General features: G+C 64.5%; 20 protein-coding genes. 10 read left to right on the top strand and 10 right to left on the bottom strand.

The features are described from left to right. Positions 1–2: 2 nt before the first annotated feature. Both QXZ94_RS15720 and QXZ94_RS15725 read left to right on the top strand, forming a co-directional pair. Positions 3–1,808 (top strand): ABC transporter ATP-binding protein, encoded by a 1,806-nt coding sequence (locus QXZ94_RS15720; RefSeq protein WP_315721169.1) that lies wholly within the window; start codon positions 3–5, stop codon positions 1,806–1,808. A gap of 30 nt (positions 1,809–1,838) precedes the next feature. Further along, on the top strand, positions 1,839–2,537 hold the full coding sequence (locus QXZ94_RS15725; RefSeq protein ID WP_315721170.1) for a fumarylacetoacetate hydrolase family protein: 699 nt from the start codon (positions 1,839–1,841) through the stop codon (positions 2,535–2,537). A 1,052-nt stretch (positions 2,538–3,589) separates the two neighbouring features. Here QXZ94_RS15725 and QXZ94_RS15730 read toward each other — a convergent pair. From QXZ94_RS15730 to QXZ94_RS15740, 3 genes are all read right to left on the bottom strand, one after another. Further along, positions 3,590–6,007, bottom strand: a complete 2,418-nt coding sequence (locus tag QXZ94_RS15730) for a DUF4238 domain-containing protein (RefSeq protein ID WP_315721171.1) — start codon at positions 6,005–6,007, stop codon at positions 3,590–3,592. A 226-nt stretch (positions 6,008–6,233) separates the two neighbouring features. Next, positions 6,234–6,953: a GIY-YIG nuclease family protein gene (locus tag QXZ94_RS15735; RefSeq protein ID WP_315721172.1), complete on the bottom strand. Its 720-nt coding sequence runs from the start codon at positions 6,951–6,953 to the stop codon at positions 6,234–6,236. Positions 6,954–6,995: 42 nt separating this feature from the next. Continuing rightward, positions 6,996–8,099 carry a cyclase family protein gene (locus tag QXZ94_RS15740; RefSeq protein WP_315721173.1) on the bottom strand — a complete coding sequence of 368 codons (1,104 nt, stop codon included), beginning with the start codon at positions 8,097–8,099 and terminating at the stop codon, positions 6,996–6,998. Between the two features lie 115 nt (positions 8,100–8,214). Here QXZ94_RS15740 and QXZ94_RS15745 point away from each other — a divergent pair, with 115 nt between their 5' ends. Beyond that, positions 8,215–9,288, top strand: coding sequence for a GTP-binding protein (locus tag QXZ94_RS15745; RefSeq protein ID WP_315721174.1), 1,074 nt, complete (start codon positions 8,215–8,217; stop codon positions 9,286–9,288). A 93-nt stretch (positions 9,289–9,381) separates the two neighbouring features. On the opposite strand, the gene QXZ94_RS15750 is transcribed toward QXZ94_RS15745, so the two are convergent. The 3 genes from QXZ94_RS15750 to QXZ94_RS15760 all read right to left on the bottom strand — a co-directional run bounded on the left by QXZ94_RS15750 (position 9,382) and on the right by QXZ94_RS15760 (position 11,620). Beyond that, entirely contained in the window at positions 9,382–10,311 is a 930-nt protein-coding gene (locus QXZ94_RS15750; RefSeq protein WP_315721175.1) for an aspartyl/asparaginyl beta-hydroxylase domain-containing protein, read from the bottom strand. Positions 10,312–10,546: 235 nt separating this feature from the next. After that, positions 10,547–10,702, bottom strand: coding sequence for a hypothetical protein (locus QXZ94_RS15755; protein ID WP_172112695.1), 156 nt, complete (start codon positions 10,700–10,702; stop codon positions 10,547–10,549). Between the two features lie 222 nt (positions 10,703–10,924). After that, positions 10,925–11,620, bottom strand: coding sequence for a PilZ domain-containing protein (locus tag QXZ94_RS15760; RefSeq protein WP_315721176.1), 696 nt, complete (start codon positions 11,618–11,620; stop codon positions 10,925–10,927). A 719-nt stretch (positions 11,621–12,339) separates the two neighbouring features. On the opposite strand from QXZ94_RS15760, the gene cpaB reads away from it, so the two are divergent. Genes cpaB through QXZ94_RS15780 form a run of 4 tightly spaced genes read left to right on the top strand, consistent with a single transcriptional unit; the run spans position 12,340 to position 16,670 of the window. Then, positions 12,340–13,152: a Flp pilus assembly protein CpaB gene (gene cpaB / locus QXZ94_RS15765; RefSeq protein WP_172112693.1), complete on the top strand. Its 813-nt coding sequence runs from the start codon at positions 12,340–12,342 to the stop codon at positions 13,150–13,152. An 11-nt stretch (positions 13,153–13,163) separates the two neighbouring features. Beyond that, on the top strand, positions 13,164–14,633 hold the full coding sequence (locus QXZ94_RS15770) for a type II and III secretion system protein family protein (protein ID WP_172132971.1): 1,470 nt from the start codon (positions 13,164–13,166) through the stop codon (positions 14,631–14,633). Between the two features lie 34 nt (positions 14,634–14,667). Further along, positions 14,668–15,405: a CpaD family pilus assembly protein gene (locus QXZ94_RS15775; RefSeq protein WP_315721177.1), complete on the top strand. Its 738-nt coding sequence runs from the start codon at positions 14,668–14,670 to the stop codon at positions 15,403–15,405. Continuing rightward, the gene (locus QXZ94_RS15780; protein ID WP_315721178.1) at positions 15,402–16,670 is read left to right on the top strand and encodes a CpaE family protein; all 1,269 of its coding nucleotides are present in this window, start codon (positions 15,402–15,404) and stop codon (positions 16,668–16,670) included. The genes QXZ94_RS15775 and QXZ94_RS15780 overlap by 4 nt, the downstream gene beginning before the upstream one ends. A gap of 3 nt (positions 16,671–16,673) precedes the next feature. On the opposite strand, the gene QXZ94_RS15785 is transcribed toward QXZ94_RS15780, so the two are convergent. The 3 genes from QXZ94_RS15785 to QXZ94_RS15795 all read right to left on the bottom strand — a co-directional run bounded on the left by QXZ94_RS15785 (position 16,674) and on the right by QXZ94_RS15795 (position 19,929). Continuing rightward, positions 16,674–17,543: a tetratricopeptide repeat protein gene (locus QXZ94_RS15785; RefSeq protein WP_315721179.1), complete on the bottom strand. Its 870-nt coding sequence runs from the start codon at positions 17,541–17,543 to the stop codon at positions 16,674–16,676. Positions 17,544–17,628: 85 nt separating this feature from the next. Then, complete coding sequence (locus tag QXZ94_RS15790) at positions 17,629–17,874, bottom strand: PilZ domain-containing protein (protein ID WP_172112826.1); 246 nt, start codon at positions 17,872–17,874, stop codon at positions 17,629–17,631. Between the two features lie 132 nt (positions 17,875–18,006). Then, the gene (locus QXZ94_RS15795) at positions 18,007–19,929 is read right to left on the bottom strand and encodes an FAD-binding monooxygenase (protein WP_315721180.1); all 1,923 of its coding nucleotides are present in this window, start codon (positions 19,927–19,929) and stop codon (positions 18,007–18,009) included. 99 nt (positions 19,930–20,028) lie between these two features. On the opposite strand from QXZ94_RS15795, the gene QXZ94_RS15800 reads away from it, so the two are divergent. Continuing rightward, positions 20,029–20,481, top strand: a complete 453-nt coding sequence (locus QXZ94_RS15800; RefSeq protein WP_315726293.1) for a MarR family winged helix-turn-helix transcriptional regulator — start codon at positions 20,029–20,031, stop codon at positions 20,479–20,481. 218 nt (positions 20,482–20,699) lie between these two features. Here QXZ94_RS15800 and QXZ94_RS15805 read toward each other — a convergent pair whose 3' ends face one another. After that, positions 20,700–22,160 carry an NAD(P)/FAD-dependent oxidoreductase gene (locus tag QXZ94_RS15805; protein ID WP_315726295.1) on the bottom strand — a complete coding sequence of 487 codons (1,461 nt, stop codon included), beginning with the start codon at positions 22,158–22,160 and terminating at the stop codon, positions 20,700–20,702. 166 nt (positions 22,161–22,326) lie between these two features. Between QXZ94_RS15805 and QXZ94_RS15810 the strand changes: the two genes are divergently transcribed. After that, entirely contained in the window at positions 22,327–23,052 is a 726-nt protein-coding gene (locus QXZ94_RS15810) for a hypothetical protein (RefSeq protein ID WP_315721181.1), read from the top strand. Positions 23,053–23,210: 158 nt separating this feature from the next. Then, entirely contained in the window at positions 23,211–23,942 is a 732-nt protein-coding gene (locus QXZ94_RS15815; protein ID WP_315721182.1) for an alanyl-tRNA editing protein, read from the top strand. Positions 23,943–23,976: the final 34 nt, after the last annotated feature.

Raw genomic sequence — 23,976 nt, forward strand, 5'->3', positions numbered from 1 at the left:
GAATGGCCGAATTTCCGAAGAAGATCACCGACGATCCCTATGGCGCCGCGATCCTGATCCGCCGCCTGGTCATGGAACAGGGCATCGTCTACTGGCGCCGCTATCTCACGGCCTTTGCGCTGATGGCGGTCTCGGCCGGCGCCAGCGCCGGTGCGGCCTACATCCTGGGACAGGTCATCAACAAGGCCTATGTCGACCGCAGCATCCCCGGCATCGCGGTGCTCTCCGGCGTCACCGTCATCCTGCTGTTCGTCAAGGGCGTCTCGACCTACGGCTATGCGGTGATCCTGTCGAAGATCTCGAACGCGATCCTCGCCAACAACCAGCGCGCGCTGTTCGCCAAGCTGATGAGCGAGAGCATCAGCTTCTTCTCCGAGCGCCACTCCTCGGAGTTCCTGGCGCGCCTCACCGCCGGCGCCAAGTCGATCACCGACGTCCTGACCATGCTGATCAACGCGATCGGCCGCGACCTCTTGCTGCTGATCAGCATGATCATCGTGATGATCTCGCAGGACCCCTGGATGTCGCTGCTCGGCCTCGTCGTGGTGCCGCCGGCGATGATCGTGCTGCGCAAGCTGGTCAAGCGCATCAAGGGCCTCGCGCACAGCCAGTTCACCGGCAATGCCGACATCCTCGAGACCATGCAGGAATCGTTGCAGGGCATCCGCACCGTCAAGGCGTTCACGCTCGAGGACGCGATGCGCGCGCGCATCGACGAGAACATCGCGGTGGTCGAGCGCAACGCCAACAAGATGGCCCGCGTCTCCAACCGCTCCAACCCGCTGATGGAGATGCTCGGCGGCTTCGCGGTCGCCGGCTGCCTGATGTATGGCGGCTATGCGGTGATCGCGCTGAACGCCACGCCCGGCCAGTTCTTCTCCTTCATGACCGCCTTCCTGATGGCGACCGAGCCGGCGAAGCGGCTGGCGCGGCTCAACATCGACCTCAACAGCCAGCTCGTCGGCGCCCGCATGCTGCTCGAAGTGGTCGACAGCCCGGCCAGCGAGCAGCCCGACGACGACAAGCCGGCGCTGAAGCTGACCCAGGCTAGAATCGAGCTGCGCGACGTCTCCTTCGCCTATCGCGACAACGAGCCGGTGCTCAACCGCATGAGCTTCACAGCCGAGCCCGGCAAGGTCACCGCTTTGGTCGGCCCGTCCGGTGGCGGCAAGTCCACGGTGCTGGCGCTGCTGCTGCGCTTCTACGAGGCGACCGAGGGCGACATCCTGATCGACGGCCAGTCGATCTCGCAGGTGTCGCGGCGCTCCCTGCGCGAGCAGACCGCCTATGTCGGCCAGGACGTCTATCTGTTCCGCGACTCGATCCGCGCCAACATCGCCTTCGGCAAGCCCGGCGCCACCGAGGTCGAGATCATCGAGGCGGCGAAGGCGGCCTGCGCGCACGACTTCATCATGAGCTTCCCGCTCGGCTACGACACGCCGGTCGGCGAGCACGGCACGCAACTGTCCGGCGGCCAGCGCCAGCGCATCGCGGTGGCGCGCGCGCTGATCCGCAACGCGCCGATCATCCTGCTCGACGAGGCCACCGCGGCGCTGGATTCGGAATCCGAGCGGCAGGTGCAGGAGGCGATCGAGCATCTCTGCCAGAACCGCACCACGATCGTCATCGCGCATCGCCTGCACACCATCATGAACGCCGACGCCATCCTCGTGGTCGAGGCCGGCGACATCGTCGAGCGGGGCCGGCACGACGATCTGTTGCGCCGTGGCGGCCGCTATGCTTCGTTCTTCCGCCTGCAACAGCGCGACATGGGGCCGAACGTCATCCCCATGACCGCGACATCCTGAAAAGCCCATTTCACCGCATCGAGACCTTTCATGAGCTTCACCGTCATCCCGGCCTTCCCGCAGCCCTCTCTTCCCGTCGTCGGCGAAGCCGGTGTCTTCCCGGTCCGCCGCATCTGGTGCGTCGGCCGCAACTATCTCGAGCACATCCGCGAGATGGGCAATGACGAGCGCGATCCGCCGTTCTTCTTCGCCAAGCACGCCGACATGCTGGCGCCCGAGGGCGCCGTCATCCCCTACCCGCCGCTGACCCAGGACATGCATCACGAGGTTGAGCTGGTGGTCGCGCTCAAGAGCGGCGGCCTGAACATTCCGACCGACAAGGCGCTGGACCACGTCTACGGCTACGCCGTCGGCATCGACCTCACCCGCCGCGACCTGCAGCTCGCCTCCCGCAAGATGCAGCGCCCCTGGGAGGTCGGCAAATCGTTCGACCATTCCGCGCCCTGCTCCGCCATCCAGCCCGCCGCCAAGATCGGCCACCCGGCGAAGGGCAAGATCTGGCTGTCGGTCAACGGCACCGAGCGCCAGACCGGCGACCTCTCCGAGCTGATCTGGAACGTGCCGGAGATCATCTGGAAGCTGTCCCAGCAGGTCCAACTCGCCGCCGGCGACATCATCATGACCGGCACCCCTGCCGGCGTCGCCGCGGTGGTCGCCGGCGACAAGATCGAATGCGGCGTCGACGGCGTCGGAACGCTGAAGGTGAGCATCGGGCCGGCGGCGAAGTAAGCGATTCAAAACTCGATATCTGCAAGGCCGCGCTGCTGCGCGGCCTTTTCCACAGCTGTCATGCCCGCGAAGGCGGGCATCCAGTACGCCGCGGCTCCTCGATTCATCACCACCGCCTCTGGAATACTGGATCGTCCGCCTCCGCGGACGATGACACCTGGTGGCTTGGCAGAGCGCCCGCCCCAAACTCCGTCATTGCGAGCGCAGCGAAGCAGTCCAGGGCGTCACGAGGACGCTGGTTTGCTTCGCTGCGCCGCTGCGCTCGCGATGACGCGAGCGGCAACACTGATCCACAATCTCAAACAGCATCGCGTCGAGGGAACGAGCATCCACCTTCTCGCGACGCATTCCGCGCCCGAGTGATGCTCCAACTCCCGCCCTCTCCAGATGGAGGGCGCAGGGAAGGCCGGGCGCTGGCCGCGCCCGTGGCCCGCCTGCGGAAAAAAATGCAGGCGGCAGGTACCACAGGTCTGGCCGAGAACGCCCGGCCTTCCCCGCGCGATGGTCTTAACAGGCTATAGCGTGCTCTTCCTGGTGCACCGGGCTTTCTGGCCACCATGTCGCGCAATGCGCTGTCGCGCATTACGCTGGATACTAGCATCGGAGTATCAGAACCACACGCCTTCACCGTCCGCGAGCCAAGCGTTCGTCCGTGCTCATCACACGCCGCCCGCCCGCGTCCACCGCTCCCCGCTGCCAACGTCCGTGACGACCGCGAACCGTCCCCTACCGTGCAACGGGATGGGCGAACTGTAATGCTGATTTGGCGAACAAATCAATCGATTTATGTTTTACGGAAGTACTTGACCGAGACCATCAGGTGGCGAGTGATTTGCCCGACGTGTCCGACGAACCACACCGAGCGACGCTCAGGGGCGCAAGCAGACTTCACTAACTTACAATCCCTGCCCACGCCCGCAGAATTGCTCCACACGAAATTTTTTTCTCAATACCTGTGCTTGCCCAACTAGGGACCCTCGGTACATCTGCAGGCCTTCAATTTACTAAAGGAAATCCTCGACAGCGATAGATCTCCTCTCGCGAGCTAAAAATCATGCTGACTTAATGAAAAAGGCCATCGGAACGTTTGATGTATGTCGCTCCGAGCTCGACATCAAAAGGAGGCGGTTAACGGTATTGTCTTGAATTCCTTCCGGAGGGAAGACGCACATAATGCGCCCCTCCTTCACGCGCTTGCCCAACTTTTTTAGTCTTGGCTGCGCTGCGGTATGCGCTCGAGCGAACCGGCCGATAAACTGCGCCTCGCGATTAGGCTTTGCCCCGCGTTCTTCAAGTTTGGAAAGATACTTGAAGACGTCTCTAAACAACTCCGGGTAGCCTAAGCTGGCCCTGCTCAAAGCTGCGGCCACAACATCCGCAGCACTCTGTAAAAACGCAAATTGTGAACCCTCTATGCCGGTCACGAGCGGGGCGAGACCGGGAGTCGCGGACTTGTACCGTCGCCGGATCGCACCCTGGACTTCGCGCCAGCGGAAGGGGCTATCGGTGACTATGCAGGCGCCAGTTGCTTGAGCCAAGTACATGGTCATCTCGAAGTTTGGTGCGAGCTTGAACATATTCAGCTGACCGCCACCCTTCCCGCCTTCCAGGGAGCCCTCCTGCAGGACTGCCAGGGGGTCATCCTCCCGCATCAGTACGCTGGCGCGCATGACCGCCTGGACTTCCTCCTTACCGAGGTCCGGCTTGAGGTGACGGAGCTGCCTGCTGATCGCGTCAGGCGGCATCAGCATGATGCCGCGTCGGTAGTCCTCCTCGATCGTCGTTTGTAGGCGCGGATCATCCTTCGGATCGAACTGAGGCGCCCGAGCCCATGCCATGCTCATCATCTGCTGACGAAGATGGAAGTCGAAGTCGCACGGATCCGGTATCAGGTTGATCAAGCCGAGCTCCACGAGCGGCATTACGTTCAGGAAGAATAAGATCGTCTTCAGGAACTCCTGCCGGTAAGACTTCGGATTTTCGGTCGGGCTCATCTCCTTTTTCATGATTCCGGGGTGGATAAACGGGTGCGCCACCATTAGCTCGCCGAAGTACAGTGGGGCCGCCAAGGCGAAGTCTGTGATCGACGACGGGTGGATAGACCCAGTGTAGACAGCGCGAGCCTCGCCGTCTGGCTTTGGCAGCAGTGCGAGCAAATCGGTTTCAAGCGGCCACAGCCCTTCGTAAAGACTATAAATCTTGCTAATCTTCTCGTCCGTCAACTCGCGGCGGACTTGTACCCAATCCTTACCGGAATCAAGCTCAAGCACTTTCACGATGGCGTGCTGGAGCATCAGGTTGCGCTCACGGATACTCTTCTCAGTCCAAGCCGGCCGCAAAGCCTCGGGCTTAGACTGGCAGCATTTCCCAAACGATCTTCCTTGCCCGCATCCGCAATAATCGCCCGGCCGCAAGGCCTTGTCCGGAACCTTCTTGATCAGAAATTCGCGCTGTTTTTCAGTTCGACCATACTCGTCTTGATAGTGAACATCACCATTGTCGTATTTGACAAATACCTCCCCACCGAAATGGTGCATACCACTCTGCGGCGGCAAAAGCACCTTCCGTAGATCGCTCCAAGGCTCCGTCACAGTGGCTTCCGGATAAAGCCATTCCTTGCGGCCGCCACCGACGAATCTGCGCGCGCGCTTCTTGATGATGAAGTTGATTTGAGCAACTTCGTGCGCGCTGAGCTTTCGCGACCGAATGAACGCGTCGATTCGCGTCAAGGACTGCCGGTAGTTGCGGGCGAATATCCTCTTCTCAAGGGGAGCGACGCCTGGATTCTTAGCATATTCCAAGTTCGTGAGGACAAGGCAGTGGTTGCGGTCCATCGGATAGATTGTCTGCGATCCCCGTAACGCAATTCCGGGATCCAGAGGGTACCTACAAGCCTCATCCGAGGGAGGAACAGCGTAGTTATAGATCGTGACAGGATGGTCGCTGGTGACGAACTTCACGTTCGAGTCTTCGGCGGAGACAATCTCCCTCACACCGCCGACCCAAATCGTGCAGTGCAACATTCGAATTCCCTGCATTTCGAACATGAGCTCGTTCTGCGTGAGCGCGGGATATTGAGCCTTAAGCCAGTCCAAGCCCTTCGGCGTGCGAATTTTCTGAATATCGAGAAACTGAAATAGGTCTTGAAAAGTCTCGTGCCATTCACGCGTATCCGTGCCGATGAAAGCGCGCACGGCTCTTGAGCCCCTGGCGTCGATATCGCCGAATAGACGGCGCTCTATGTCATCGTTGACTGACGTTCCGAAGAAAGTTGAATATAAATCCTTATGAACAAACGCCCTAGAGGTTGGTGTGTCATTCCACACGCCATTTTGCGTGACCACTCGCCCGTCTGGGAGCTTCTTTTGGACCGGTGTCATATCGACATATGCGAGCGACTTCCGGCCGGGCTCAAAGAAGCCCTCCTGATACCATTGGGGAACGTAGTGGTTGTTTCTCGTGACTGACATCGTGCCGATTCGTTCGAGAGCGAAACATACTAACGCACTTCGTCGTTTCACTCATGATCGTCATGGGCAAATTGTATGCGCCAGCTGCCAAGCTCTGTCTCTGGGGATAGGCAGGCCGCATCAGCAGTTAGCATCGCTTTTTGACCACATGCCCCAGCAAAGACCATGTTCACCAGGAATGGCAGCGCATCGGGCGTCAACTAAAGCGGCCGTTCAAGAAGTATGGCTAGCTAAACTCGTACGCAGACTTGTCACGCAAATTAATCGCCAGATAGTACTCTTTTTCAGAGATTTCGCCCCTCATTGCTTCCATCGCCTGGCCAATTGAACAGCGTCGAAGCTCGATAGACTGCTGAAGCACTCCGTCTTTCCAGTAAACCGAATAAATCGAATAATCGGCCAATCTGGCAAGCACACGATCTTCAAATTCGCCTGCTCGCTCAATTTCAACAGCATAGATAATTTCCCAGTCTCTGGCATCCCGGTGGCGCTCGTTGCAGATTTGGCGAATCCGTTGGCTCAAGTCCTTGCACACGCCAATTTTGATGAGTCTCGCCTGTATTGAACCCGCAATGTATAGATATTGTTTGAGACCAAACCGCGCGGCAAACGCCAGAACTTTCGTGTCGCATTGAACACAGTGGCCCTTCGTGGACCTTAACCTGTGACCAGCCTTTCGACATCGGCTACCGAGCGCAATCGTCTTACCTTTCTCCTTAATGCGCTCGAACCAGAGCCACTGAGGCAATTGGCGAACATCCATAACGTCGTCCGGGCCGAGACCCTGACTCCTGAGAAAACTCAGTTCGTTTTCGGTGAGAACGTCTTTCATCACCCGCTCAACGGAAGAGCCGCAGCATACCAAAGCTAAGCAAGCGTAGGGCGGATTAGCGGAGCGTAATCCGCCGCGTTTCGCGGCGAAGAACGGCGGATTACGCTCCGCCAATCCGCCCTACTCCGTTTCTCACCGAAAGGTCGGCGCCCCGGCTCACGTGATCGCAATCGGGCAGCCGTTGCTGCCCGTGGCGCCCTTGATGGGGGACGGGGTGAAGGAATAGACGAACTGGTACTTCTTCGCGGCGATCAGCTCGTCGAACACCAGGTTCTCGTGGTTGAGGATGCCGTGCTTGGTCTGCAGTTCGGCATGAACGGCGAAGGCGAGCGACTTGTCGGGATTGGGGACCACCTCGACGGCCCAGGTGTCGGCGCCGGTCAGCGCCAGATCCTTCTCGATCACCCATTTGGCGGCATCGAGCCCGATGCCGGGTTCGCCGCTGTTGAAGCGGTCGTTGTTCTTCATCCACAGCGAGCCCCAGCCAGTGTGGAAGAAGATCGCGTCGCCGGGCTTGATGTCGGCCTCGCTCATGTTCTGCTTCTGCAGGGCCGCCTTGATGTCGGCCGCGGTGATCTCCTGGCCGGCGTCCATCATGCCGCCCTTGAGAGCGACCATGTCGATGAGGTGGCCGCGGGTGAACAGCGGCTTCAGCTTCTCGACGCCGAGCTTCTTGAGGCCATAGGCGTCGCTGATCTCCGCTGCGGAAAAGCCGTTATAGAACTTCATCTCACCCTTGTCGCCGTCCTTGCCGAGCTGGAGGCCGATGTGGCCGAGACCGTCGAACTGGGTGCCGGTCTGGCCGATCTCGGTGGCGAGAAACTCGTCGTGATAGACCAGCCGGTTGTCGCCGAACGGGCCGCCGGTCGGGCTGCCGGGAATCCGCAACGCAAACACGCGCGCACCGAACAGCGGCATGCCGGTCTCGTAGACGCGGCCGATCTTGTAGATCTTGCCGTCCTTGATCCATTTGACGGTGTCGAGCACCTTCTCGGGCGTCATGTGGTTGGACGCGCCGGCCTCGTCGTCCTTGCCCCATTTCGACGGCCACCACGGCTTGTCGGTCCCCTTCGGCATCGGCGCGGTCTGCGCCTGCGCTTCGCTGATCGGCGCCAGCGAGAACTTGCCGTGCATGGAGCCCGCAAGCGCGGCGCCGGCGGCGCCGGCGAGACCCGCCGTGCGCAGCAATGTGCGGCGATCGGTGGCCGGTCCCTCGTTGCGATCCTGATTGGTCTGCTGACCCCTGACCCCGTCGTCCATCGTCACCTCCCCAGGTTGAGCTCATTTGCTGAGCCTTAAAAAATCATTTTCGCCATGCTCCTCCTCCGTTAGTCTGATGTCCAGCGACAAAAATACGACAGTGGGTGGAAGCGCGATGAGCCTGTTCGAGAACGACAAGTCGGCCCAGCGTCTGCCCGTGTCGTTGATCACCGGCTTTCTCGGCAGCGGCAAAACGACGCTGCTCAATCGCCTGCTGCGTCACGACGACATGGGCGACAGCGCCGTCATCATCAACGAATACGGCGAGATCTCGCTCGACCATCTCCTGGTCGAACGCATCGACGGCGAGGTTGCCGTACTCGCGAGCGGATGTATCTGCTGCACGATCCGCAGCGATCTCGAAGAGACCCTGCGCACGCTGCTGGTGCGGCGCGACCGCGGCGAGGTGCCGCCGTTCCGGCGCATCCTCATCGAGACCACCGGGCTCGCCAATCCCGCGCCGATCCTCCAGCTGCTGTTGAACAATCCGCTGGTCTCGCATTTCCAGCGGCTCGACACGGTCGTGACGACGGTCGACGCCGTCAACGCGACACATCAGCTCGACCGGCACTATGAAGCGGTGAAACAGGTCGCGCTGGCCGATCGGCTGTTGGTCACCAAGTCTGACCTGGTCAGCGATGTTGCCACATTGGAGCAGCGGCTGCGGCGGCTCAATCCGGGCGCCAGGATCGAACGGGTGAGCCATGGTGAGATCGATCCCGCCGACCTGTTCGGGGCCGCGCTGATCGATCCCGAGAAGAAGGCGGTGGACGTCGCGCGCTGGCTCAACGAACACGCTTTTGCGGAAGGGGGCGGCGGCGCGCATGAGCATCACGCCCACGATCATGCCGGTCACGGCCATCACGATCACGGCCACGCTCATGAGTCGTCGGTCACGAGCTTCATGATCGCATTCGACGAGCCGCTGGACTGGATGACCGTGTCCGACTGGCTCGCTTATCTTCGCAAGGTGCGTGGCGAGGATCTGCTGCGGGTGAAGGGCATCCTCAATCTCCACGGGGAACCGACACCGGTGGTCATCCACGGGGTTCACCACGTCTTCCATCCGCCGGTGGCGCTTTCCGCATGGCCCGACTCCGACCGCCGCTCGCGTATCGTGTTCATCACGCGGGGAATTGCGCGGGACGATGTGCTGGCGTTGTGGGAGGCCGGCCGCGCAGCGGCGTAGGCGTGTAGGGCGGATCAGCCGAAGGCGTCATCCGCCGCGCTTCACGACGAAGAACGGCGGATTACGCTTCGCTCATCCGCCCTACTCCGTGCCTCACCGAAACGCCGACACCACGATCGCGCCCACGATCGCGACCGTCAGCGTATACTTCGCCGCGTAGTACACCGTCCTGTTCCACGCCTTCACCTTGCGCGTCGCCAGGTGAAACTCGTAAAGCTTGCCGAACACCTTGTTCAGCACGCCGACGTGCTCGCCCTCGACGTTCTGCGTCGCGGAGGCCTTGACGATATGGTGGCTGACCCAGCGATTGATGGCAGCGATGAAGCCGAGCTTCATCGGGCGCTCGACGTCGCAGAACAGGATGATGCGGTTGACGTCGGTCGCGTTCTCGGCGCTGTGGATGAAGGTCTCGTCGAACATGAAGGCCTCGCCGTCGCGCCAGACGCAGGGCACGCCGTCGACCAGGATGCGGCACTTGTCCGAGTTCGGGGTGACCAGGCCGAGGTGATAGCGCAGCGAGCCGGCGAAGGGGTCGCGGTGGGCGCCGAGCTTGCCGCCGGGCGGCAGCATCGCGAACATCGCGCCGTGGACGTTCGGGATGGAGTTCAAAAGCTCCACCGTCTTCGGGCAAAGCGTGCGCGCCGAGGGCAGGAAGTCGTCGTACCATTTCAGATAGAAGCGCTTCCAGCCGCTCTTGAAGAACGAGTAGAAGCCCCAGTCGTTGTTCTTGGCGGCGGCGCGGATGAAGCCTTCGTCGAACAGGCGAACCGCCTCCTCGCGGATCTCCTGCCAATTGTCGGTGAGCTTCTTGAGTTCCGGAAACTGCTCGACAGGGATCACCGGCGTGTTCGGCACGGCCGAGCCGGCATACATCAGCACGTTGTAGGGCGCGAGATAGGTCGAGTGGTCGCCGAGCTGGCGGGCGAAGCGCAGCCGCTCCTTGCCGCGGAAATGGACGTAGATGGTGGCCCCGATCAGGATGTAGAGGCCGATGAGCTGTGGCGCGAAGAGCTGTCTGAGCATGCCCGGTACCCATGATCCGGCCGCTCAGAGCGTGTTGCGCAGAACCGTGTCGCCTTATGGGCGAGATCGAAGGTGGTGCTCTGATGCCGACCGCGAAAGCCACAATTTAGCCGGAAGCGCGGCAGGCCGCATCCCCCGGGACACGGGTTGTGACGGGAAACAGACGGCAATAGTTTCTCGCCGTGCTCTGGCGGCAACAGCTGGGCTTGGCCGGCTCGCGCTCAGCGCCGGGGCGTCACCCCCGCGCCATCTCCTGCAGCCCCTTGAAGGTCAGCCGCTTCGGATCGCGTACGCCGGCCAGATACATCCGGCGGATGAAGGCGGCGACAGCCTCGCGGTCGCACCCGGTCAGGATGACGACGGCATCCACCGCGGTCTTCTGGGCCTCCATGGGACTGGTCCTCCTGGCATTGCACCCGGCACCGGCAAGCTTTCACGAGGCCGATTAACAGCGCGTTAACCGTGCGGACGGCTGCCAGTTCCCAATGCCCGGATTCGGCTCCTCGCCCAATACGCGAAACCGCGGATGTTGCTCGGCGGACTCAGTCGGGGGCGTGATGCTCACCCTTCCCTGGAGGGGGAGGGTGAAGAACCGTCTTCGCCGTGGTCACAATCAGACCATGAAGAAGTCCTGGGGCGTCTCGACGCCTCGCTCATCGTCATGGTGCGAGGCGAGCTTCTGCCGCGTCGGCCGGGTCGGCGGGGTGATGACGCGCCGCTCCAGCTCGGACGACGCCGGGATCGTATCCACAAACCTCACGGCGAAACCGTCGGGGAAATGCCGGACCACGCGTCCGATGCAGCTGCCGACGGCGAGCGGCGTGCCGATCTCCGGCTGGACCGCCGCCGAGACGGCCGCGCCCGACATCGACGCATCGATGACGAGACACGGGATGCAGCTGCCGTCGGCGAGCGTCAGTTCCGAATGCGGCGAGTTCGGCACGAAGCGCGCGTCGCGGCGGGAATCGCGGAGCGTCGGATCCTTCTGCTTCTTCTCCAGCCAGACCAGCTTCTCGGCGAGCTTGGCGCGCTCGGCGCGCGTCATCTCCAGCTCGAGCAGGAAGCCGCCATGCACGGTGTCGCTGATCTCGCCTTCGAACTTGCCGAAGTCGCGGAAGTACGAGGTCAGGCGGTCGCCGACCTTGCCGACCACGGGCACGTCGAGCAGCGCGCGAAACGGCGACACGCGCGTGGTGCGGCAGGCGAAGGAGCGCAGGCGCCCCTGCGGATCATACCAGTTCGGCAGCGTGTAGGTACCGACCGTCTGAATCCGGACCGCGCGCTGCTTCAGGAATCGAGCAACCGACATTGCACGCCTCCCCTCGCCCATCCATCCCCAAGACCCGCGACCGCCCGCAGCTCTCGCCGCGGCGCAACAAATACAATCTTTGCGTGTATTTTTGAGCAGAATACAACGCGCAGAACAATCCCAGCCATCATGCCCGGACCGTGCGCGTAAAAGACTAAGAAAGTCTGAAAATGAGACCGGAATTCCCGCCCAACGGAATCGTAGGGCGAACCCGTTTCGGCTTTCTGAATTTGCGGCCCCGTCCGATTACGGTGCAGCGCGGCAGGCAGTGTCGGCATCATCGCCCCCCATGGTGAGTGCAGCGCGGACGTTCCACGCAACGCAGAGGCAAGTCGGGATCCGCCGATCGCGTTCGCGCGCGACGGCACAACCTCGCCGACGACGTGGTCGTTCCTAAGCAAGCGTTGTTAGCAAACGATCAAGCTTAACGAGATGCCCACTGAGGCGCGGCTGCAACTCACGATCTCATTCTGCTGAGCGCAAGACGACGGATGCGTGCAGACGCGTCCCGCGCAAATAGCTAACACATTCGCGGCGTTTCACTATTTGCACGCTAACAACCTGTTCACCACTTGCGCAATCGTTGCTTGAGGCGGGTGCTGCAGCCCGCCTCGTTCAAGTCTGCTTATACCATTGGCGCTTAGTCGTTAGTCAGGGAGAACCGCTGTCGATCGATGCGCGCGTTTGCTCCCTGTGTATGAGTAGAAAGTAGTCCGCGCATGATGACCGCACGCATCGTGGTGTTAACCATCGCTCTCGGCGCTGGCGGCGTTGCGGCCTATCTCGTCAGCAACTCCGAAGGCCAGCAGCCGGCGCCGGCGGCGCCGGTCGTGCAGCTGCCGACCGTCGAAGTGCTCGTCGCCAAGGGCGACATCGGCCTCGGACACGCGATCAAGCCCGGCGACCTCGTCTGGCAGACCTGGCCGGAGGCTGCGAGCAACATCTTCATTCGCCGCGGCGACCGTCCCGAGGCGGCCAATCAGCTGGTCGGCTCGATCGCACGCGCCCCCTTCGTCATCGGCGAACCCATTCGCGAGCAGAAGCTGGTCAAGTCCGACGGCTCGGGCTTCATGGCCGCGATCCTGCCTGCGGGCATGCGCGCCATCTCCACCGAGATCTCGCCCGAGACCGGCGCCGGCGGCTTCATCCTGCCGAACGATCGCGTCGACGTCATCCTGTCGAAGCGCGACAAGAATCCGGACAAGCCGGGCGCGGCCGACGCCGTCAGCTCGGAGACCATCCTGACCAATGTGCGCGTGCTCGCGATCGACCAGGCGCCGAAGGAGAAGGAAGGCCAGAACACCGTCGTCGGCAAGACCGTGACGCTCGAGCTCAAGCCCGATCAGGCCGAGACGCTGGCCCGCGCACGGCAGGCCGGCACGCTGGCGCTGGCGCTGCGCAGCATCGCCGACGTGAACGCGGCCGAGACCAACACCGCCGAGGCCCAGCAACAGCAGCAGATGGCGCGGCGGGGCAACGCCATCGAGATCATTCGCTACGGGGTTTCGACCTCGCAGACCGCGCAGAAGTAAGGACGGGGAAGATGACGGGGCATCAACGCGCAAAGATGGGGATGGGGATCGTCCGCGCGCTCTCCATGTCGGCAGCCGTGGCGCTGGCGCTGACTCCGGCGATCACGCCGGTGAAGGCCGCCGAGGACAGGCTGGATACGCCGGTCGTGTCGGTCGGCTCGTCGAAGGTCCGCTACATGTCGCTCGGCATCGGCAAGTCCGTGGTCGTCGACTTTCCGCAGGACGTCAAGGACGTGCTGGTCGCCGATCCCAAGATCGCCAACGCCGTGGTGCGCTCGGCGCGCCGCGCCTACATCATCGGCGCCGCCGTCGGCCAGACCAACGTGGTGTTCTTCGACGGCGAGGGCCAGCAGGTCGCTGCCTACGACATCGCGATCAAGCGCGATCTCAACGGCGTGCGCCAGGCGCTCAGCCAGAGCATTCCCGGCGTCAAGATCGACGGCGTCGGCGACGGTGTGATCCTGACCGGCTCGGTGTCGAGCCCGGTCGAGGCGCAGCAGGCCGGCGAGATCGCGGCAAGGCTGGTCGGCGGCGCCGACAAGGTCGTCAACTCGATCGCCGTGCGCGGCCGCGACCAGGTGATGCTGAAGGTCAACGTCGCCGAGGTCAGGCGCGAGATCGTCAAGCAGCTCGGCATCGATCTCAGCGCCTCCATGACCTGGGGCACCGCCGTCGTGAACTTCAACCAGACCAACCCGTTCACGGCCTATGGCAAGTCGCTGGTGTCAGGCAACGGCCTCTCCGCGATCGGCGGCGGCAACCTGTCGTCGGTGGCGGCGACGATGCGCGCGATGGAGACCGCGGGCGTCGTCAAGACGCTGGCCGAGCCGAACCTGACCGCGATCTCCGGCGAGTCCGCGACCTTCATCGCCGGCGGCGAGTTTCCGGTCCCCGGCGGCTACGCCTGCGATCCCAAGACGGGCCTGTGCAGCACCTCGGTCATGTTCAAGAAATTCGGCATCTCGCTGAACTTCACGCCGGTGGTGCTCAGCGAAGGCCGCATCAGCCTGCGCGTCATGACCGAAGTCTCGGAGCTGTCGAACGACAACGCGATCACCGTGTCCTACGCGCTGAGCGCGGGCGCGACCTCGTCGGTGACGATCCCCGCGATCCGCACCCGCCGCGCCGAGACCACGCTCGAGATTCCCTCGGGCGGCTCGATGGCGATGGCCGGCCTGATCCAGAACCAGACCAAGCAGGCGGTCAACGGCCTGCCCGGGCTCAACCAGCTGCCGGTGCTCGGCCAGCTGTTCCGCAGCCAGGACTACGTCAACAACGAGACCGAGCTGATGGTGATGGTGACGCCCTATGTCGTGCGCGCCGTCGCCCAGAAGGAGCTGTCGCGGCCGGATGACGGCTTTGCGCCGGCGACCGATTCGGAATCGGCGCTGCTCGGCCGCATGAACCGGCTCTACGGCATCGCCGCCAAGGTCGACGCGACCACGGGGCAGCCGGCCGGCTTCGGCTTCATCATCGACTGAGACGACGGGGACCATGGGGCACGGGGGAACGATCATGTCGGGATCAATTGGAGACGACGGACGGCGCGCGTCATGGCGGGTCGGCGCGCTGGCGAGCCTCGCGCTCACGCTCGGCGCCTGCAACTACACCAGCGGCGAGGTCGTCGCGACGATCCCCGACGACTACCGGATGCGCCATCCGATCGCGATCGAGGAAGGCCGGCAGTCGATCGTCGTGTTCGTCGGCCAGGGCCGCGGCGGCCTCACCGGCCCGCAGCGCGACGACGTCATCGGCCTCGCCCGCTCCTGGAAGCGCGAGGGCACCGGCGCCATCGTCGCCGAGGTGCCTGCCGGCACGCCGAATGCGCGCGCCGCCGCCGACGTCTATCACGACATCCGCGCCATGCTGACCGCCAGCGGCGTGCCCTCGCGCGCCATCACGATGCGCAACACCATGCCGGACGACCCGCGGCAGCTCGCCGTCATCCGGCTGAGCTATCCGAAGATCGCCGCCGTCGCCGGCCCCTGCGGATTGTGGCCGGACGATCTCGGGCCGAACATCAACAATCCCGGCTACAGCAGCAATCAGCACTATCAGAATTTCGGCTGCGCCACGCAGCGCAACCTCGCCGCGATGATCGACAACCCGGCCGACCTCGAGCAGCCGCGCTCCGAGACCGCCGCCTACACGCCGCGCCGCTCCGCGCTGTTCGAGAAGTACCGCAAGGGCGAGTCGACGGCGATCACCTATCCGGATGCCGACAAGGCCAAGCTCAGCGATACAGGCAAATGATCAAAGCGTCGCGCCACAGCCAGGATGAGCAGCCCGTGCCGAGCGGCCCGGTGCTCGACGATCACATCGCGCCGGTGCCGCGCGTTTCGGTGCAGGCATTCTGCGAGACCGACCAGACCTCGTCCGCGATCCTCGCCGCGAGCCAGGACCGCAGGCTCGGCAAGGCGCATATCACGATCAAGGCGGGCGGCATGCCGCGCGCGATCGAGACCTACAATTCTCAGCCGACGCCGAACGTCATCGTGCTGGAGACCAAGCCCGGCGGCGACATTCTCGGCGGCCTCGACGATCTCGCCAGCGTCTGCGATCCCGGCACCCGCGTGGTGCTGATCGGCAGCCCCGCCGACGGCGTCGCCTATCGCGAGCTGGTGCGGCGCGGCGTCAACGACTACGTGGTCGGCCCGGTCGAGACCATCGACATCATCCGCTCGATCTGCAGCCTGTTCTCGGCCTCCGAGGCCGTCATCACCGGCCGCATCATCGCGGTGGTCGGCGCCAAGGGCGGCGTCGGTGCCTCGACCGTGGCGCACAACGTCGCCTGGAGCATGGCGCGCGACCTGACGCTGGATTCCGTGGTCATCGACCTCGACATGGCGTTCGGCACCGCCGGCCTCGACTACAACCAGGACCCGCTGCAGGGCATCGCCAACGCCATCTTCCAGCCTGACAGGCCGGACACCGCGCTGATGGACCGCCTGCTCGCCAAATGCACCGAGCATCTCAATCTGCTCGCCGCGCCGGCGACGCTCGACCGCGTCTATGATTTCGGCGCCGAGGCGTTCGACGCGATCTTCGACACCTTGCGCCTGACGCAGCAATGCATCGTGCTCGACGTGCCGCACCAATGGTCGGCCTGGACGCGCCACGCGCTGATCAATGCCGACGACATCCTGGTGGTGGCCGAGCCGGATCTCGCGAACCTGCGCAACGCCAAGAACCTGCTCGGCGTGCTCAAGGCGTCGCGCCCCAACGACCGGCCGCCGCTGTACTGCCTGAACCAGGTCGGCATGCCCAAGCGGCCGGAGATCGACCTGAAGCGCTTCGCCAAGACGGTCGAGGCCGAGCCGGTCGCGGTGATCCCGTTCGACTGCAAGCTGTTCGGCACGGCCGCCAACAACGGCCAGATGATTGCGGAGGTCGGAGCGCTGAGCCGCACGCCGAAGCTGTTTCAGGAGATCGCCAACCGGCTCACCGGCCGCGTCGATGCGAGGCCGCAGCGCAGCTCGCTGCTGGCGCCGATCGCCAGGCTGCTCGGCGCGAAATAGCGCTCAGTCGTCGGAACGGCTCAGCGCCTTCGCCAGCGCCTTGTCGGGCTGGCCGGCCACGGGGCGGTCGTGGCGCGGCGTCAGTTCGCGCTGCGCCATCTGCCTTCGCACCAGGATCTTCTTCACATAGGCGACGTTGGCATTGGCCTGCTCGGGCGGCAGCCCGGTTCGCGCGATGCTCTCCGCCTCGCTCATGCGGCCCTGCAGGCCGACGATGACGGCGAGATTGGTGCGCACCCGCGGGCTCGCCTCGGGATTTGCGCTTGCCTTGCGCAACTGCTCCTCGGCCTTCGGCAGCTCGTTGGACAGCGCGTAGGACAGGCCGAGATTGGACAGCACGGAAGGGTCGTCGGGGGCGATCTTGAGCGCGGTGATGTAGTACTGCCGCGCCTCCTCGTTGCGCCCCATCTGGTCGAGCGCGGCGCCCTGCGCCGAGAGGATGCGCCAGTCGGGATCCTCCGGCGAATGCGCACGGCTGAGGACGTCGAAGGCCTGCTGGAAATTGCCATTGTCGGCGAGCGCGCGGCCGTAGGCGGCCAGCAACGCCTTGTTGCCGGGATTGGCGATCGTCGCCTGCTCGAGCACGGCGACCGCCTGCGAGCGTTGGCCGGTGGCGCGCAGCGCGCTGCCATAGCGAAGCGAGACCTCGGGATCGTTCGGCGCGGCGCGGAAGCGCTCGCGGAGCTGGTCGAGCTCGGCGCGCGGATCGGATGCGGCTCCGCCGGACTTTTCGGACTTGCCGCCGAGTGCGCCGGTGATGTCGCCGAGATCGGTGGTCTGGCAGGCGCCGAGGCCGAGCAGCACGACGCCGAACGACAGCGCGAACGCGGCCGGCCGGAGCAGAGGGAGGGAGCAGGAGGGCCGCGTACGCATGCAACTGAACTACTTCGGGACCAGATGATCTGCACGCTGGCAGATTAACCCTAAGGTCCCGTTAAGCAGCCGCGCGAGGGGCGCCTCAATCGATGAACTCGGCGCCGAATTCGCAACCGATGCGCCAGGCCAGCCGGCATTTCCGCTGGTGGTCGGGCGAGAAGACGATCGTGAACTGCGGTGGGATCTCAACGAATTCGGCGACCACCTTCACGCCGCCATCCGAAATATCCGTCACCGTGCAGTCACGCGGCAAGCTGCCGTTGCCGTAGTGTATCTTGGCAATTCTCTTGCACAGCCGACGTTCGCTCTTGCGACGGTTCGCCAACATCAACATTCGACGTCTCACCCACTCAATCGTCCATCCGGAGACTCATGCTTGTAGCGGCAAAACGTTGGGATCCGGCTAGCGCGAGGTCCGGGAATCCGGCGCCGCGGTTTGCATTTTGTTTACCATGGTCCCTCACCCGGCCGGCAGCATGATGCCGTCGAAATACGCCGACAGCCTCCTGACATCGTCGAGCGGCATGACGTCGGCGACATACTGGTCGGGCCGCACGATCACCAGGCAGCCTGCCGTGCGATCGATGCCGCGCATCGCGAAGATGTCCTGGCCGCCCTTGAGATCGGGACAGAACATCTTCTCGTAGTCGATCAGGCCGTAGCGGCCCTTCCGCGGCTTGAGCAGCTCCGGCATCGTCTCGAGCGCGAGCCCGCGATGGCCCTGCTGGAACACCGCGCGCAGGTCGATGACGGCATCGATATCGGCGCCGGCCGGCGTGAAGCGACGCACGGGTGAGGCTGCATCCTCGGCCAGGAACCGGCACAGGCGGCGGATGGCGGAATCAGCCGCGGAGGGATCTTCGGCTCCGGCAAATGCGAACAGGCGGAAGCGGCCATCGGCCTGGACCACGTGACCGAGCTGCACCGGCTTGGCGTCACCCAGCCGGATCACGGGTGCAGAATGGAAGCGCTTGCCGATCACGAAGCCCGAAGCGAGTTGCTGGAAGGTGTCGTCGCCGGTGAGGAGGGACGGCCGGTAGTGGGTCGCGGTGCCCGCGGTGTAGCGGCCGTGACGCACGAAATAGTCCTGCGTCTGCGCTGCATCCGCTCCGCCCTGCTTGGCGGCAGAGGCGAGGATCGCGGCCCATTCGCGGTCGAAATCGATCAGCTCCTGAGCGATCGCCTGCCGCTCGGCCGAGTAGCTGTGCAGCAGCTCGGGCGCGCAACGCTTGCCCAGCACGGCCGCGAGCTTCCAGCCGAGGTTGAAGGTGTCCTGCATCGACACGTTCATGCCCTGCCCCGCCTTCGGGCTGTGGGTGTGGCAGGCATCGCCGGCGATGAAAACGCGCGGCAGCCGCGTCGCCACCTCGGCCTCCGGCACGTCGTCGAACTTGTCGGTGATGCGCTGGCCGATCTCATAGACCGACCACCACGCCACCTCCTTCACCTCGAGCGTATGCGGCGCCAGGATGCGCTGCGCCTTCTCGATCAGGGTATCGACGGTGATGTTGCGGCCCGCCACGCGCTCGCCGACATCGAGCTTGGCAAGCTCGACATAGAGCCGCACCAGATAGCCCCCCTCGCGCGGGATCACCAGCAGGCTGCCGTCCCGGGCCGACTGGATCAGCGACTTGAAGCGGATGTCGGGAAAGTCAGTCACGGCGAGCACGTCCATCACGCCCCAGGCGTGATTGGCGGAATCGCCCTGCAGCTCGCGGCCGATCGCCTTGCGCACCACGCTGCGGGCGCCATCGCAGCCAATGACGTAGCGCGCTCTGATCGTTTCGACCTGGCCTTCATGCGCGGCATCGATGCGGTCGAAGCCGACGGTCACGCCATGCGCGCCCGCGGGCGCCGCGCGATCGATCGTGAGATCGCGCAGCCGCCGCGAATAATGAGGTTCGAGCCTCGATGCCGAGCGACGCATGACGTCCAGGAAGAAGTCGTGCACGCGGGCCTGGTTGAGCACGACATGCGGCATCTCCGACAGGCCGTCCTCGACGTCCTGCACGCGGCCGCTGCGGACGATCTGCGCGCTGTTGGCGTCGTCGGGCTTCCAGAACGTGGTCTCGTTGATCCAGCACGCCTCTTTCAGCACCTTCTCGGCAAAGCCATAGGCCTGGAACATCTCCATGGTGCGGCAGGCGATGCCGTCGGCCTGGCCCAGCAGCAGCCGGCCCGGCTTCTGCTCCACGATGCAGGTCTTGACGTCAGGAAAGGCGGAGAGCTGGGCGGCGAGGTTGAGCCCCGCCGGCCCGCAGCCGACGATCAGGACGTCGACCTCCGATGGCAGCGGACCGCTCGCGCCGTGGCTGGCGACGCGCTCATCGGGGTCCGCAATCTCGGGGTCGCCCGGCTGGAATCCATTCAGATGGAATTGCATGTCGCGCCCTCCCGCGTTGTTCCTTATTGATCAGTATGCTGATCATCAGTATGCTTGTCAAGGCAAGGCGGGAGATTCACGGTGAGCGAAATGCAGGACATGCCGGGGCACCTGGCGCGGCGGTTTCAGCAGATCGCGGTGGCGGTGTTCCTGGCAGAGGTGGAGGCGGCGGGCTTCGACCTGACGCCGGTGCAATACGCCGCGCTGGCCGCGATCGCCGCCAATCCGGCCATCGACCAGATCACCCTGGCCGGCCTGATCGCCTATGATCGCACCACCATCACCGGCGTGATCGATCGCCTGGCGCAGAAGGGTCTGGTTGTGCGCCGCGCGAGCGCTCGCGACCGCCGCTCGCGCGAGCTGCTGATCACCGAGAACGGCCGGCGGACGCTGGACGCGATCACCCCTGCGGTGGAGGCCGCGCAGCGGCTGATGGTGCGCGGCCTCACCAGGGCCGAAGCGAAGGAGCTGGTGCGTCTGATGCAGAAGGCGATCGCCGCCGGCAACGAGCTCAGCCGCGCGCCGCTGCGCGAGGGCGCGGCGGAGCGGTGAGTGCTTATACGAGGCCGTATGATCGCGGCGAAAAGGAGCTTGGCCCACACCGTCCCTGCAGCCATCCTTCGAGACGCCCGCCTTCGGCGGGCTCCTCAGGATGAGGATCGGTCGCGCGGCGATATGTTCACCCTCATGGTGAGGAGGCGCGCAGCGCCGTCTCGAACCATGAGGCCCCTGTCCTCACAGCAGCAGCGCAGGCCGCGAGATTCTCTTCCTCACGAATACCGCATCACGCCGTCGTCCACCTTGCCGAAGCGCAGCGAGACGATGTCCAGCGCGTAATTCTGGTACAGCCGCCACGGCCGCTTCGAGCCCTGCTTGGGCAGGTCCGCGATCGAGCGCTGCACATAGCCGGAGCTGAAGCTCAGCGACGGCAGCGGCGTGACGCTGCTGTCGTCATTGTGCGGCACGCATTGGCGGTAGCCGTGCCGGTCCATGTAGTTGAGCAGACGGCAGACATACTCGCAGGTCAGGTCGCATTTCAGCGTCCAGGACGCGTTGGTGTAGCCCAGCGTCGCCGCGAGGTTCGGCACGTCGGAATACATCATGCCTTTGTAGTTCAGCGTCCTGGCAAAATCGACCTTGCGGCCATCGACGATCACCTCGATGCCGCCGAGCACCTGCAGCACCAGCCCGGTCGCGGTGACGACGACGTCGGCTTCGAGCTCGCGGCCATCGGACAGGCGCAGGCCGCGCTCGGTGAACGTCTCGATCCCGGCGGTCACCACCGAGGCCCGCTGCTCTCGGATGGTCTTGAACAGGTCGCCGTCCGGCACCAGGCACAGCCGCTGATCCCAGGGGTTGTAGCGCGGCGTGAAATGGGTGGCGACGTCGTAGTCGGCGCCGAGCGCGGCGCGCACGCCGCCGAGGATCAGCTGCTTGACGCGTTCCGGCTTGCGCCGGCTGAGCTGGAAGAAATACATCCCGAACAGCACGTTGCGCCAGCGGATCAGGTGGTAGGCCAGGCTTGCCGGCAGATGCGCGCGCAGCTTGTTGGCGAGCGCGTCCTGTGCCGGGCGCGATACCACATAGGTCGGCGAACGCTGCAGCATGGTGACATGGGCCGCGGTCTTGGCCATGGCCGGAACCAGCGTGACGGCGGTGGCGCCGGAGCCGATCACGACGACGCGCTTGCCGGCATAGTCGAGATCCTCAGGCCAGGCCTGCGGATGCACGATACGGCCCTTGAACTCGGCCATGCCCTTGAAGTCCGGCAGATAGCCGTTCTCGTAGCGGTAGTAGCCGGAGCACATGAACAGGAAGCCGCAGGTCATCAGCACGTTCTCGATCGTGCCCTGCTCCGTCTGTCGCTCGGCCTCGACGGTCCAACGGGCGTCCGCACTCGACCAAGCCGCGCTGACGACGCGATGGTTGAAGCGGATGTGGCGGTCGATACCGTTCTCCGTCGCGGTGTCCCTGACATATTTCAGGATCTGCGGCCCGTCCGCGATCGCCTTCGGATCCGTCCAGGGCTTGAACGAATAGCCGAGCGTGTACATGTCGCTGTCGGAGCGGATGCCGGGATAGCGGAACAGGTCCCAGGTGCCGCCGATCGCGCTGCGCCCCTCCAGGATCGCAAAGCGCTTGGCCGGGCATTTGTGCTGCAGATGATAGGCAGCGGCGATGCCGGACAGCCCGGCGCCGACGATCAGCACGTCGACATGCTCTGTTGACATCGCCTCTGTTGACATGGCGCTTTCCTGGCGTTCCCTGGTCCAGCTTCTTGCTTCTGGCCACGAACAGTCGCAACCCTGCCCGCCCCTGTCAAATCGGCGGCGCGTTGATCGTCGGTCGACCCGCCTCCGCGATCAGCGGGTCACGCGCATGGAGATGGACCTCGCGATGAACGCCCCCTACCCAAGCGACCATAGGCCCGGCGACGAGCACAGCCGGGAGCGCGGGAGCGTGCAGGCGCAACGCCTTGCCCTCGGCTTTACGGTCGCAGCCATCGGGCTCGCGGCCTGGTCGCTCTTCCCGAGCTTTCCGGCCGGCCAGCTGATTGCGGTCGTCACGATCATCCCGCTGCTGGCGCTGGTCCTCACCCTGCGCTTTCCGGACCGGTTCCGCATCGGCCTCGGCTCCGGCTACGGCGCCAATCTCGGCACCGGCTGCATCGTGGCAGCCGGCACACTCGCCGCGCGCACGCTGTCGGACCTCAACCTCGTCAGCTGGCTGCCGCTGACGGCGTTCGCGATCGCGGTCGCCCTCGTCTTCCTCATCGTCGCCGCCCGCTTCGAGACCCAGCTCCGCCGCCGCGGCTGGCGGCTGCTGGTCGCGGCACTGTTCGTCGGCGCCTATGCCTTCGGGACGCTCGGCCAGTTCAACGCCGCGCTCGACCGCTCGGCGCCGGCGCTGCTGCGCAGCCGCGTTCTCGGCAAGCATGTCGGCCACAGCCGGCTCGCAACCTATCGCGTCACGCTGGAGGCCTGGGGACCGTTTGCGACGGCGACCGACGCCCATGTGGCGCAGGCCTTGTACGAACGGCTGCAGCCCGGCGACACCGTCTGCCTGCGCCTGCGCGACGGTGCATTTCGCATGGCGTGGTTCACGGCCGCGGCGTGCCGGTGAAGCGCGGCGCGACGCAAGTTGCGCGGAGCCGCGATCCTGCGTATGTCTGGACACGATCGTAGCCCGCATGAGCGCAGCGACATGCGGGATCTCACGCGCTATCTCGGTGAACCCGGATGTCGCCGCGCTCATCCGGGCAAAGACAGCGACCGGTTCGCATGACCGAACTTCTTCCGCGCCCCTTCGCCGTCGATCATCCCGAGATTCGGACGCTGGACGTCACCGCGCTGGACGCGCGTCCTGGAGCGGTGCTGCTGGCGCACTCGCCGTTCTATCCGGGCGGCGGTGGCCAATTGCCGGACCGCGGCACCATCGCGTGGAACGGGATCGTGCGCGACGTCGTGGGCTTCGAGCCGACCGCTGACGGCATCTGGCACCTGATCGGGGACGATGCCATTCCCGACGGAACGATCGAGCTGCGCGTCGATGCCGCCTTCCGCCAGCGGATGTGCGAGCAGCATACGGTCGCCCACCTCGTCAACAGTGCGGTCTACACGCTGTTCGACGGCGCGCTGCTGACCGGCGTCCGCATGACCGACAGCGACGAATTCAGCGTCGACTTCGACCTGCCCAAGGTGGCACCGGAGCAGCTGCGCGCCGTGGAGCACACCGTCAACACCGCGATCGCCGACGACCGCCCGGTGACCACCTTCGACATGGACTACGATGCCGCGCAAGCCACCGCCGGACTCTTCCGCGCCAAATCTGTCGCCCCCCCGCGCCAGGCCGACGGCCTGATCCGCATCGTCGACATCGACGGCCTCGACCGACAAGCCTGCGGCGGCACGCATCTGGTCTCGACGGCGCGGGCGCGGCGCATCCGGATTCTGAAGGTCGACAACAAGGGCCGGCAGAACCGGAGGTTCAGGATCGGGCTATGGAGCGATTAGCAACGGCCGCGTAGCCCGGACAAGCCGCTCATCC

The organism is Bradyrhizobium sp. SZCCHNS2022, assembly GCF_032377575.1.
GTDB classification, from domain to species: Bacteria; Pseudomonadota; Alphaproteobacteria; order Rhizobiales; family Xanthobacteraceae; genus Bradyrhizobium; species Bradyrhizobium aeschynomenes.

Excerpts from the sequence above, each read along its gene's own strand:
- QXZ94_RS15770 (WP_172132971.1), top strand. The coding sequence starts at position 13,164 with ATGACGGGGCATCAACGCGCAAAGATGGGGATGGGGATCGTCCGCGCG.
- QXZ94_RS15740 (WP_315721173.1), bottom strand. The coding sequence starts at position 8,099 with ATGGACGACGGGGTCAGGGGTCAGCAGACCAATCAGGATCGCAACGAG.
- QXZ94_RS15730 (WP_315721171.1), bottom strand. The coding sequence starts at position 6,007 with ATGTCAGTCACGAGAAACAACCACTACGTTCCCCAATGGTATCAGGAG.
- QXZ94_RS15790 (WP_172112826.1), bottom strand. The coding sequence starts at position 17,874 with ATGTTGGCGAACCGTCGCAAGAGCGAACGTCGGCTGTGCAAGAGAATT.
- QXZ94_RS15750 (WP_315721175.1), bottom strand. The coding sequence starts at position 10,311 with ATGCTCAGACAGCTCTTCGCGCCACAGCTCATCGGCCTCTACATCCTG.
- QXZ94_RS15775 (WP_315721177.1), top strand. The coding sequence starts at position 14,668 with ATGTCGGGATCAATTGGAGACGACGGACGGCGCGCGTCATGGCGGGTC.
- QXZ94_RS15810 (WP_315721181.1), top strand. The coding sequence starts at position 22,327 with ATGAACGCCCCCTACCCAAGCGACCATAGGCCCGGCGACGAGCACAGC.
- QXZ94_RS15805 (WP_315726295.1), bottom strand. The coding sequence starts at position 22,160 with ATGTCAACAGAGCATGTCGACGTGCTGATCGTCGGCGCCGGGCTGTCC.
- cpaB (WP_172112693.1), top strand. The coding sequence starts at position 12,340 with ATGATGACCGCACGCATCGTGGTGTTAACCATCGCTCTCGGCGCTGGC.
- QXZ94_RS15800 (WP_315726293.1), top strand. The coding sequence starts at position 20,029 with ATGCCGGGGCACCTGGCGCGGCGGTTTCAGCAGATCGCGGTGGCGGTG.
- QXZ94_RS15785 (WP_315721179.1), bottom strand. The coding sequence starts at position 17,543 with ATGCGTACGCGGCCCTCCTGCTCCCTCCCTCTGCTCCGGCCGGCCGCG.
- QXZ94_RS15780 (WP_315721178.1), top strand. The coding sequence starts at position 15,402 with ATGATCAAAGCGTCGCGCCACAGCCAGGATGAGCAGCCCGTGCCGAGC.
- QXZ94_RS15725 (WP_315721170.1), top strand. The coding sequence starts at position 1,839 with ATGAGCTTCACCGTCATCCCGGCCTTCCCGCAGCCCTCTCTTCCCGTC.
- QXZ94_RS15815 (WP_315721182.1), top strand. The coding sequence starts at position 23,211 with ATGACCGAACTTCTTCCGCGCCCCTTCGCCGTCGATCATCCCGAGATT.
- QXZ94_RS15755 (WP_172112695.1), bottom strand. The coding sequence starts at position 10,702 with ATGGAGGCCCAGAAGACCGCGGTGGATGCCGTCGTCATCCTGACCGGG.
- QXZ94_RS15795 (WP_315721180.1), bottom strand. The coding sequence starts at position 19,929 with ATGCAATTCCATCTGAATGGATTCCAGCCGGGCGACCCCGAGATTGCG.
- QXZ94_RS15760 (WP_315721176.1), bottom strand. The coding sequence starts at position 11,620 with ATGTCGGTTGCTCGATTCCTGAAGCAGCGCGCGGTCCGGATTCAGACG.
- QXZ94_RS15720 (WP_315721169.1), top strand. The coding sequence starts at position 3 with ATGGCCGAATTTCCGAAGAAGATCACCGACGATCCCTATGGCGCCGCG.
- QXZ94_RS15745 (WP_315721174.1), top strand. The coding sequence starts at position 8,215 with ATGAGCCTGTTCGAGAACGACAAGTCGGCCCAGCGTCTGCCCGTGTCG.